This is a genomic window from Rufibacter sp. XAAS-G3-1, from assembly GCF_013623775.1.
GTDB lineage: Bacteria > Bacteroidota > Bacteroidia > Cytophagales > Hymenobacteraceae > Nibribacter.
In genome coordinates, this window is record NZ_JABFAM010000003.1 from 168022 (window position 1) to 180291 (window position 12270).

At 36.1% G+C, this 12270-nt stretch carries 10 protein-coding genes; all 10 read right to left on the reverse strand.

Going from position 1 to position 12270, the window contains the following annotated elements; all coding sequences use genetic code 11:
- Positions 1-99: 99 nt before the first annotated feature.
- Positions 100-1359 (reverse strand): glycosyltransferase, encoded by a 1260-nt coding sequence (locus HHO50_RS01580; protein WP_181304254.1) that lies wholly within the window; start codon positions 1357-1359, stop codon positions 100-102.
- Positions 1360-1494: 135 nt separating this feature from the next.
- A complete protein-coding gene (locus HHO50_RS01585) occupies positions 1495-2271 on the reverse strand; it encodes a glycosyltransferase family 25 protein (protein ID WP_255478559.1) in 777 nt (258 codons plus the stop codon).
- A 194-nt stretch (positions 2272-2465) separates the two neighbouring features.
- Positions 2466-3650, reverse strand: a complete 1185-nt coding sequence (locus tag HHO50_RS01590; protein WP_181304256.1) for a glycosyltransferase family 4 protein — start codon at positions 3648-3650, stop codon at positions 2466-2468.
- 39 nt (positions 3651-3689) lie between these two features.
- Positions 3690-4664, reverse strand: coding sequence for a glycosyltransferase family A protein (locus HHO50_RS01595; RefSeq protein WP_181304257.1), 975 nt, complete (start codon positions 4662-4664; stop codon positions 3690-3692).
- On the reverse strand, positions 4631-5584 hold the full coding sequence (locus HHO50_RS01600; protein ID WP_181304258.1) for an NAD-dependent epimerase/dehydratase family protein: 954 nt from the start codon (positions 5582-5584) through the stop codon (positions 4631-4633). Before HHO50_RS01600 ends, HHO50_RS01595 begins: the two co-directional genes overlap by 34 nt.
- A gap of 371 nt (positions 5585-5955) precedes the next feature.
- The gene (locus HHO50_RS01605) at positions 5956-7407 is read right to left on the reverse strand and encodes a GNAT family N-acetyltransferase (RefSeq protein WP_181304259.1); all 1452 of its coding nucleotides are present in this window, start codon (positions 7405-7407) and stop codon (positions 5956-5958) included.
- A complete protein-coding gene (locus tag HHO50_RS01610) occupies positions 7404-8369 on the reverse strand; it encodes a hypothetical protein (RefSeq protein ID WP_181304260.1) in 966 nt (321 codons plus the stop codon). The genes HHO50_RS01605 and HHO50_RS01610 overlap by 4 nt, the downstream gene beginning before the upstream one ends.
- Positions 8356-9069, reverse strand: a complete 714-nt coding sequence (locus tag HHO50_RS01615) for a WbqC family protein (RefSeq protein ID WP_181304261.1) — start codon at positions 9067-9069, stop codon at positions 8356-8358. Before HHO50_RS01615 ends, HHO50_RS01610 begins: the two co-directional genes overlap by 14 nt.
- A 4-nt stretch (positions 9070-9073) precedes the next feature.
- On the reverse strand, positions 9074-10159 hold the full coding sequence (locus HHO50_RS01620; protein WP_181304262.1) for a DegT/DnrJ/EryC1/StrS aminotransferase family protein: 1086 nt from the start codon (positions 10157-10159) through the stop codon (positions 9074-9076).
- Positions 10160-10310: 151 nt separating this feature from the next.
- A complete protein-coding gene (locus HHO50_RS01625; RefSeq protein WP_181304263.1) occupies positions 10311-12080 on the reverse strand; it encodes an ABC transporter ATP-binding protein in 1770 nt (589 codons plus the stop codon).
- Between the last annotated feature and the right edge of the window lie 190 nt (positions 12081-12270).

Below are 12270 nucleotides of genomic sequence, written 5' to 3' on the forward strand. Positions count from 1 at the left end.
TATCCATGCTTATTATATCCATGGCAGACACGTCCTTAGAGCTTGTTTAAATTTCTTCTTCGCGCTGCAAACCTCAAATTTAAACAAGCACTTACACGCTTAAATTCTTTCTGGAGGAACTTCAAGATTTAAGACCTCAAGCCACTGGCCGTAGATTTTACCGGGCGAAAACTCCTGGGCCCGCCGCAGGGACTTTTGCTTGTATTCCCCGCGGGTCTGCTCATCCGCCAGCAGGGCCTGCAGCAGCGCCGCCCATTCCCTGACGCTTGCGCCTTGCTCCTCGCCGGTCTTGTTCAGCAAGGGCATCAGGAAACCAAACTCCGCTTTCTCCGCCTGGGACAGGTTCTGGTTGTTGGCAGTGCCCGGCGCGATTGCCTCCCTGGGGCCAGTAGGGCAATCGGTGCTGACCACGGGCAGGCCGCACGCCATGGCCTCTACAAGGGCAAGCGAGAATCCTTCCCATGAGGACGGCAAGACGAACAGGGTGCCATGGGAAATATATTTGAATGGATTCTTCTGGAAACCCAGAAAGTAAACATCGTACTCAGCCGTAATGGGGCTATTTCCCCAAGGATGGTGAAAACGCAGTTTCAGTTCTTTTGCCCTTGCTAAAAGCCCATCACGTTTTGGGCCGTCGCCTAAGATAAACAGCTTACAATTTATCTGATTCTTTAATTCAACCATAATATCCAGCAAAGGCTCTTGGCATTTCTGCTCATGGAGCCGTCCCGTGGTTACGATCACCTTATGATTGGCTAGAATGCTCTTGTACTCAGGCCTTATTTCTTCCTGGATTGAGGCTGCGATCATCTCCAGGTCACAGGCGTTATAAATTACCTCTAACTTAGTGGCATCAATGCCAAAGTCATGCTTCAGTTCTTCCGTTATTTGCTGGCTTACACACACCACTCGGTCTGCTAAATTATAAAGCCTAGGAATCAGTATCTTCTTCCTTATCCAGCCCACAAAGCCGCTGATATGCTTATCATGTGATTTGGAGCCTTGAATGCACAGATAGACCCTTCCTTTGCCCCCTGAGAGCACGTTGACGTAGTCGGCTCCCTCCAGGTGGCTCACGGTGGCGTCTATCCGGTACCGCTGCTTGATCTTCCTGACCTTCCAGCACCTGAGCAGGAAATAGTAGAGCTTGCTGAAGAGGTTGCCGCCGCCGGGCACGTCCAGGCTGATGAGCTCATTGCCCGAGGAGAAGACCACCTCTTCCTCCCGGTTGAAGACGCACTCCACCACGTTGAAGTGCCGCCCCAGCTCCCGGCTCATGTAGTAGAACGCCCGCTCGGCCCCCCCGAACCCCAAAGCCGGGATGATCAGGAGAATATTCCTCTTTTTATTATCAACCATGTGTTTTGAGGAATGAAACTACTCCTTGCTTTACTACTTTCATTAGAAAATATCGCAACTGGTAATCTTCTAAAGATCCAGTGAATACATACAGAACTCCTGTAAAATAAATAATAAAAGGGTTTTTATTATTCACTACCATTCTGGATCTTCTGGAACAATTTCGTAAGCTAGAGACTTCTTCTTAAGTCTTTTCTTGATAAAATTAAGAATTTTACGAAAAGGAGAAAAAGGCATTTTTTCAATATATCTAATTAAACCACTAATTTTAGTATATCCAATATCACTACCAAAATTGGCGGACGATGTTAATAAAGGCAATAACGCCCATAGACCATTGATGGCTCCATCCCTGTGAAAAACCCCCCAACTGTCAGCAGTAAATTTTACTGGAAAAACAAACTCAGATAGCTTCTTAGCTACATCCTTTCTTATGATATACCCTCCTGCAGCATATGCTCCCCAAACCGACTTAGCTGCGTAGAACTTATGCTTATCATTAATACTAATTACCCTATTATCACTAAACAATTTCTTATCGCCATGAAAATAGACCAAAAAAACATCAGTATTATTTAAGCCATTTTTTTCAATCTGATCTAACACAAAAGGGAAATTGGCATCAAGCACAACATCATCTTCTAATATAAGAGCCATCTCAATATCTTCTTCTACCATCTTCTTGTATATCTGATGATGGGACAAAGAACAAGCGATAGCATTAGGAGTTAACAGATCTTTCCACTCCTCAACCCTTGATGGATCTGCGAACTCGGTTAATTTACCCATATCTAAATTCTTACCATCTACGGCAGATATCCGTTCAAAGGGCAGATTTAAACTATCTAATTGCTGCTTCATAAAGTGAAGCCGATCTGGAGAACGATCTAAATTAATCAAAAAAACTTTCATCACAATAGACAGTATTAAACACAACAAAAATATTATACTAAAGTATACTATTAAATTCCTAACAATAGAGATTACAATTTATTCTAAAATATAGAATATAATCCCTTATTATACCTATAAAATAATTATTAATGAATCAGGTGCAAGCATTAACAATTCATTAGAATAACAACAAAACGCTTAGACAAGAAAAATCAACCAATATCACTCACGAGGTGAGCTTCATATAAATTTATATACCGTTTGGCACAAGACTTCATGTTAAACTTTTCAAAAGCATGACGTGTCAAACTAGCATGATACTGCCATACTCCAATATCATGAACATAAAGGCTCATTGCCTCTACTAAGTCATCAATAATTGTTTGATCATCCTGTTCAATCAAGATTCCAGCAAGCTCACCCGCCTCATTTCCTTTGAGCATCTCCGAAACTTCTCCAATTCTTGTACTAATAACAGGCAATCCGCAGTACAAAGCCTCTATTATAACCGTAGGAAGTGATTCAGCTTTATAAACGCTAGGGAAAACAAAAACATCGGCTTCATTGATTAACTCTACTGGATTAGGATGAAAACCTATAAACTCTATTCTTCTATTCTCACTATACACATTACTCAAATTCTCAAGAAAGTCACCCTTCCCTACAAGAACTAACTTATGATTGCCTGGTAATCTATTGAATGCCTTTATTAAATATTCCCATCCTTTTGGCTGAATACCCCTAGCAACCATAATAAAGGTTAATTCATTTTTACCATGCACTCTCTGACGTGAAAGGGGCATTATATCTGACTCATATCCATTATAAATCTGGACTAATTTATAATCTGGAAGCAAATATCCCTTACTAAATAATTCATATTGCTGTTGTGAAATATACACCCAGGCATCTATCTTTTCTTTGAGTAAATTCACTTTAACAGGCCAGTTAAGTTTTTTATGAGCCTTACTATTCTGCCAAAGTTCCTCAAACTCATTATAATCACCATGCAAGGTTGATATAAGGACAATTTTTGGATACAATTCCTTAATTTTGGAAAGAAGCAGATCCACTGGAAATAAATGCGTGTGATACACATCATAGTGAAGATGCTTTTCAAGAATTTGTTTTTTAGTAAGTTGGTACTGTAAGGAAAAATCTATCCCCACTATTCTTAATAATCTATCTAACCTTTTTATCCATCGCAAACCTTTTATAAAGACCCTATGGATAATAACATTAGGAAACCGGCTAATTAAAGCTTTATCTTCAACATCAGGATTAAGAGATAGAATTTCAGCTGCAATACCAAATTCCTTCAGTTTAGTTGCTAAACGCAACACAAAGGTTTCTGCCCCTCCAGCATGTAAGGTATCAGATATTAATAAAACTTTCATTGCCAGCACCTTTAGTCAGTTTATTAAAAAAAGTGATTATTAGGAATATTTATTTCTAGGCATAACCATTTGCCTTAAATAATAACTAAAAGTGCGATACCAACTCAAATTAAAAGGGTTGGTACTAAAAGATAGCTTTAATAACTTTATAGATAAATCCCAGTTATTTTTATCAATTGCTTTTGCTGCCCAAATCCTGTATTGTTCGGCCATAAATAATTTATTATCCAACAGCTGGTTTTCAAAAGCTTGTATGGCATCTAATTTCCCTTCTTGCAACCAATCAGTTCTATTCTCTTTTCTTTGGTGGAACAACTCATCAATTACTTTTATTATGATTAATTTACGCTTATTATCATATACATTAGTAATAGAGTTTGGATTATTCCGGTAAACGTAAAGAGGGTCTTTTATAAAATATATAGGATACTTCTCGTTAGCTCTAAAAGTCCAGTAAATATCATCTCCCATCAGCCCGGAAAAATAAGTGTCAAAATATCCTATGTCAGCAAATACATCTCTATGGACTAACAAAGATGGGAACCAAAAAGGGTAGGTTCCAGGAAACTCATTTATAATAAGATCACCGGCTTCCTGCTCCGTACTATAAATTTTGCCCTCATTATTTATTCTATGATATCCTGTAGCGACTAATTTTATATCTGGCTGCTGCCTGACTATGGCAATCTGTTGTTCCAACCTGTCTACTGTACACAGATCATCATTATCCAACTGAGTAATATACTCTCCTTGCGCTTGTTGATGGGCAAAATTTTTATTAGCGACGTAACCCAGGTTCTTATCTTGAAGGAATAGCCTAATTCTGGTATCCTGCAATGATTTCAGCCATTCTCTTGTACCATCATTGGAGCCGTCGTCACTTATGATTAATTCCCACTTAGTGTAGGTTTGGTCTATAATACATTGCACGGCTTCTTTGATGTATGGCAAGCCATTATAGGCACACATAATCACACTTACTAACGGTGTTGTTTCAGATATTCTTTGATCCATTTCCAAGTATTTTCAATACCGGTGTGTAATGTTACTTCTGGTTGCCAACCATTCAGCTGACTTATTTCTTTTATATCCAACACATTGAAGTGCACATCAAATGGCCGTTCAGGAAGCGACAACACTGACAACTCCGTGTTATCTTCTTTTAAAACCCGGTTAATCTGATTTACTATATCTAGAATGGATACCCCCAATCCAGAACCTATGTTGTATATTTTTCCTGGCTCCCCTTGATCTATGACATTTATCAATGCTTTGGAAAAATCATCTACATACAGATAATCCCGAACATGCGAACCATTGCCAAAGACATGAATAGGTTCACCCTTGACGGCTAATCCTAGAGCAGTGGCAACCAACCCTTGTCCTCTGAACGGCTTTTGACCAGGGCCGTATATATTTGAAGGCCTAACAATTAAAGTGGGCAAGTTATGTAAGCGGTTGTACATGTAAACATACCGTTCACAGGCTAGTTTTGTGACCCCATAAGGCGATAGAGGGAAATTAGGAGCATCTTCAGAAAAAGGCTTAGAGTTAGACTCTCCATAAACGGTTCCCCCTGATGATATATAAACAAATCTTGCAGCTTTTATAACACGGGCAAAGTCCAAGTGCCTTATAACATTATACAGGTTATCTGAAAAATCTTTAATTGGATCATCAAAGCTTGTATTTGGCACAGAGGTATAGGCAAAATCTACAATTGCAACAAATCTTTTACCAGCTAGCAATTCTTCCAAATGTTTGAAAGAGTATTCAGCAACAGAAAAATATTCTTCGTTTGGGAATAATGATATGTTTAAGGATCGTCCAATCGTAAAAATATTATAAGCATTTAATGACAAATAGCTCCTAAAGGCAGAACCCATAAAGCCTCCCCCGCCAATGATACAGATGTTTTTTCTAGGCAACGTCATTAAAAATGTATTTCTTATATTAGATATTCAAAAGCCCTGAAACGATTAGAAGTTTGTCATTTTCTTCATATCAATTGTTTAAGTCCAAATTTAATACTAAATTCCATGAATTAACAATTGCGACCATCTAATGTTTGATTACTTGTTCTCAATTCCGCCATCTACAACTATATTAAAGCTATTTAATGTACAATACTCACTTCTTGAATATTATTAACAAAATACCTGCCCCTAGTTTACCCTACTGGAAAATCATATATCCGCTATATTATTTCTGTTTAAAGAATATATAGTTCTTATCCTCTAAAAAAAAAGATTTACTCTTGGATCTAAAACTCTAGGTGGATCAACTTATAATTTAGTATTTTACACTAACGTCTTATAAATTGTTTAATATTAATTAAAGCCTGATTAAAACATTCTTTAATTGTAGAATAAGCATTTTCGCCTTTACCACTTATAACTTCGGGTAACTTCAAAAAGAGCCAATCATCTTTAAGATTTGGGTAGTCTTTAGAATATTTGTTTAACAAGTTTGAAAACTCCTCCCAAAAAGAAAATTTTACATAATGGATTAAAAGTTCATTAATATTCAACAACCGCTGATCTATTAAATTTCTTTTTACATCATCTTCAAAATCTTCAGTTAATAAGTTATCAAGTAAAATAATCCATCTACTTATATTTGTCAATAGATTTGTGTTAGACCATACCCCCCCAGTATGTATCCTATAAACGCCCATTGGTTCTGAAAAATATTTAATATCCCCATACCTTGCTAGAAGCATAAATAGAGGGTAATCTCCGACAGGCGAATTATAAAACCAATGGGGAAATTCTAAGATTATGTGATTTCTAAAAACCACGCTTAAGGTAGATATAAAAGTTCCTTTTGACAGATCTACAATACTTAGCTCATCATTACTTATTATCCTTTTACTTAATTCCAACTTTTTATTCGGAAGTAAATTATAATTAGAATGACAAGTAATTACAAAACCAGGATTTGCTTCTAAATAATCTACTTGTTTTTGCAACTTAAATGGATCTATCCAGTAATCATCTCCTTCAAGCATAGCAATATAATCACCTTTGCAAGCTCGCAATGTTTGTATTTGGTTTTGACTCGCTCCTAAATTTTCGGAATGAAGCAACAACTTAAATCTATCAGGGTATCTCCTTTGATAATCTAAAATAATGTTTCTTGTATCATCAGTTGAATAATCCTCTCCAACTACAATCTCGTAATCAAAATTAACCTTTTGCATCAAGATACTATCTAATGCCTGAGCTATGTATCTCTGATGATTAAAAGCTATCATAAATACGCTTATTTTTTTTGGTTTTATATCAATTACATAAGTGGCCATCTTAATAAAACCATTATCTAAATCGAGCAATTTATAGAACTTTGCTCTCTCATATGCTTTGACAGCTCCAATATTATCTTTTTTTACATATAAGTAAATACATTGAAGACCTAACTCTTTGAAAGCTATGTTTACTAATAAATTTGTTGCAGCAGAACCATAGCCCCCTCTCCAGTATTTTTTCTCCCCAATAAAGATATGAAATTCAGCATCATAACTATTTATGTTAGTTATTTGCACATTTCCTATATATTCATTTGTACCAGAGATACAGATAGCAAACCGTTTTTCATTGTCACGAACAAGAACCGTTTTGATCCATTCTTGCTCTATATCTGGAGTTATTTCCCGGTCTGGACGTGTCCCGGTAAACTGCCAAATAGCAGGATCATTCCTCCATTTATAGGAAGTTAAAGCATCTGCTTCTTGTAAAGGACGGATATAAATACTCACAGTAGCTCCTTAATCTTATAAACAATCCTTTCCATATCTTGTCTATTATACCGCTGATCGATGGGGAGAGGCAATAAATATGTTGCCGCATTGTACTCAATCGAATTTTCAGCAGCCCAATTGAAAACATTTGACCAGTACGTGGCTATAAAGATTTTATCATCAATCAATTTCTGCCTTATACCAGGATCATAAAAGTAAAATGGATAAACCATCGGACCGTTTACATCACTTGATTTGATCCATTTAAACTCGTTGTACACCTGAAGTTTATCATGCAGAAATAAAAAATTTTGGTTCCTTCTCTCCCGTACCCATTCATAATCAATCCCTGATAATAAATTTGTAGTTAGCTCCGACATCAATTGGATAGGCTGACCAATTAGTGAAGAGTCGTTCTTTTGAAAAGCAGCATAGCCGCCTTCGGCTCCTATGTCTAGGCGCAAAAGCAAATGACTGCATCTCTCCACAGAATTAGCATCCTTATCAAAAGTTGTTCCTAATCTTGCTTCAGAAGCAAGGTAAGCACCATCTGGCAAACCAAAGAATTTCCTTGGAGAGTAAATAGTGTCAACTTGCTGCAAAGGATGGGAAAAGAAAGCTTGTGCATTATCTAAAATTAGCCTATTTATCTTTTGCTTTAAACTTTCAGCATAAAGAGATTTGAGTCCAAAATAATTAGTATACAGCAATGCTTCAGATTCCTGCAGAAGTGGCAGTTTATCTATTTCTAATTTCTCGTTTACTGAGTAAAATTCATAGCTGATGTTATGCTTAAGCAAAGGCTCAAGCATAACATCACAGGTAAAATAAGGAATATATACTTTTTTATATTCACGAGCCAGCAATATATATTCTAATGCGTTCCGGCCTGAATTTAATGCCAATAAATCGGGATAATAGAGCCCCCTTCTTTTAAATTCAAACCCAAAATACCCACCTATTGGTTCAGGAGAGTTCATACTGGTCAAGCATTACGTTTATGGTGGGCACATCGTTAAACATCATAACATCTATAATAGACAATCCAGCTTCAAACCCTGGACGCTTCTGATTATATAATCCAAGCTTGGATGTCATAAATTCTAATTTAATACCCGCTAAGTCATACTTACTTTTATCGAAAAAAGACATTCCGCCTGGCGGATTAATATAAGTGGTTGCCCTCATTGCTTCTGAGATACGCAAAGCCCATTCATCTGAAGCATTTACTTGATTTGCCACATCTAAGTCCATTTCTGAATAGATTTCGTTATCAAATTCTATTTCCAAGTGCTGACAAATCTTATTTAAATAAAATGTATTGATTTTTGTGATAGAAGTTTCCTTATATTGGAAACATTCTTCCAATACCTGTATAGTCTCTTTATAAAACGGAGACCGTTTTTTATAATGATCTAACTGCCGGATAATTTTGGTTTTCCATTCATCTCCTTCAACCACTTGGATATCCTTAATCAAAGCATTAAACTCATGAGATTGCACAGGGGCAATTATATACTGCCAGCCTTCGCCGGGCTTTAATACTCGGTTCCGGTTGATCCAGCCTTTCTTAATATATTGGACTGGGTCAAAAATCACGAATTTGTCAGTATGTTTTATCAAACTGAAGTAGCCAATATATGGAAAGAAATAAGGCTGCATTATAGCAATTGTAGACATTTACTTAATTATTTTGTATTCTCAATAAGATTCTACAAATCATATCCTGTTCTTCCAATGAAAGATCATGATACAAAGGTAAACACAGGACAATCTTTGACGTTTGCTCAGAAATGGGGCAACTTGTTGGGTTTACGTAATTCAACAGATTTAAAGATGGATAAAAATATCTTCGGGGGTAAACACCTTGTAAATTTAGTGCCTCTACTGATCGCATGAGTTTCTCCTCAGTTTTAAATAAAATAGGAAAATAGGATGCATTATAGTAATCCGTACCTTCAGTGATAGAAATAAATTTTACATCTAGGGAGATAAGTTTCTCTCTATAATAGTTCCATTGCTCTTTGCGTTTAGCCTTAATCTCATCAGCATACTTTAATACATTGAGTCCCATCGCTGCATGCAATTCGGAATTTTTAGCATTAATTCCTATTCCATCAAAGGTAGATGGAGAAGTATGGCCAAAATTTCGTAACAAAGCCATCTTCTTCAACAAATCGGGTTGGTTCGTGAATACCGCGCCACCTTCTACTGTATGAAATAACTTTGTAGCATGAAAACTGGTGGTACTAATATCTCCATATTGAAAAACTGATTTACCTTTATACGTAGTACCAAAGCAATGAGCAGCATCATATATTACCTTTAACCCGTGTTTATCAGCAATAGCCTGAATTATCTCTATCTCACACGGATTACCAAAAACATGTGTCGCAAGAATGGCTGAAGTATTAGGAGTAATAGCTGCTTCTATTTTAGCCGGATCAATATTAAATGTATCTGAGTCTATATCTACAAATACTGGTTTGCATTGTTCCCATACAATAGAAGAAGTGGTTGCTACATACGAAAAAGGAGTAGTAATTATTTCACCCTTCAATTGTAATGCTTTTATTGCAATCTGAATTGCCACTGTACCATTACTCAGAAAAAGCATATGAGGCACCTGAAGATACTCTTTCAGTTTAAGCTCTAATTCATTTAACAAAGGCCCATTATTGGTAAGCCAAACTCTTTTAAAGATTGTCTCAATATATTTTTGGTACTCTTCTATGGGTGGCAAAAATGCTTTTGTTACATTTATATTCATTTCACTTTCTATTTTAATCTCTCTATTTTAATTTAAAAAGTAGGCAATTTAATTAATGCCTCTTTTCTAAATTATTAAATTCCTATAATTTGCACACAACAGATAGGCTCTACTTAATTCTAACACCAGAAAGACAAAACAGAATACATTATTATATAATTTCCTTTACCACATCCTTATAAGCTCTTTCTGCTATAATCTCACCATCCTTCATCTCAAAAATTCTATCACAATCTCTAAGCGTTGTTATTCGGTGGGCAATGATAAAAATAGTGATATCTGTTTGAGACAACTTGCTTATGGCCTCACTAACCTCACGCTCTGTAACAGTATCAAGCGCGCTGGTCGCTTCATCTAAAATTAGAACCTGAGTATTCTTGTATAATGCTCTGGCAATTCCTATTCTTTGCTTTTGTCCTCCAGAAAGCCTTGAACCTCCCTCTCCAATGAACGTATTTACCCCTTCTGGCAAAGAATTAACAAATTCTCTCAAAGAAGCTTTCTCTATGGCTTCTTCCAGCCTTATCTGGTCTACTTTTTCATCTGATAAGGTTATATTATCTTTAATGGTTGACTCCATCAAAAATGTATTCTGTTTTACATAACCCACAATGGAATACCAATCCTTCTTGTTCTTTTCTGTTAAAGGCTGCCCATCTACTAACACTTGGCCTTGTTGCTCCAGATAAAACCTTAGTAAGATATTCATCAAGGTTGTCTTACCAGACCCAGAGGCTCCTATAAAACCAATCTTATCGCCTTTATTTATTGTAAATTGAATTTTATTTAACGTAAGTTTTTCTTCACCTGGAAAAGAAAAACTTACGTTATCAAATTTTATACTTTTAGTAAAACACATGGTTTCTCTATCAGTAGAATTATCAAGGTTTTTTTCATACTCTTGATAACTCTTTAATTCTTGAATTGCCACTGCATTTTGTTTCAGCATAACCAGGGAAGTTAACAATCTATTTATTGATGGCATCAATCTATAGGCAGCTGCCGCAAATAATCCTACAATGGTTATAAGACTGTTTTGGTTTTCTAGAAAGAGAATAGAATGAAGAAATATAGCTACTACACCTAAAATGGCCACCATTTCTATTATCTTTAATGGAATCAAGGAGAACAGATATGACTTAGCTTCCAGCGCTTGCACCTTTGTTTGGTTTTGCATAAATCTCCCCCTAAACTCTTCTATTTTATCACCTAGCTTCAACTCAACAAATCCATTAAAAATATTATTAATTATGCTGTAAGAGGGGGGGCGAAGTTCGTTCAGCTTTTCACCTACTTTTCCAGATCTATTTTTAAGAAATTGATACGTTAGATAAGCTGTTGGAGCTAACACAAGTATTAGTACAGCAAAAAGTACTGGTTGGTATACTATAATCCCTAGGAGTATAACAGAAATAATAGTTATCTCTGAAAACAAAATAAAAATGGGACGAATTATTCCACTAACAAAATATTGAGGAACATTAAGCACATTGTTGATTAGTTTGGCAGATCCTTCATTATTGAAATGCCAGAAAGGCAAATTAGTATATTTACTAAATTGTCTTTCAATAACCTTCAAGGCGATATCTGCTGTAAAACGGACTTGTTTATAGTTTATCCAAGTGGTAAAAACATTCTTAAATAGAAAGAAAAAGAATATGCCAAGAATTAAAAAAATTAAAAAAGCTTTTTCACTCTGAAAGTTAAAAGCTTCATAGATTATCCCTAAGTATTTATCATCTCTCCCCCCTCCCGGTGTTGAGGCAGCCATAATAATAGGTATTAAGGCCGCCAGACCAAAAACATCTAGAACTGAAGAGAATAACAATAAAATAAAAATATAAATCGCCTTCCATCTTTCTTTGCTATTAAGATAATAAGCAATGCTATCTAACGCCTGTACTACAATTCCCTTATTCATGAATATTCAATCTTATCCTAAAAGCCCCGCCTAGGTGGCGCAGTATCCACATGTACATGGAAGTACTCTGACTTAGAGACCTGCTACCCTCATTTGCTTTGGCAATACCTAGTAAAAACATGGCATGCTCTTTTGGTTGCACCTCTTATTTCTGTTATTTCAATTGGAAAAGCTTTAACAAAATACTATT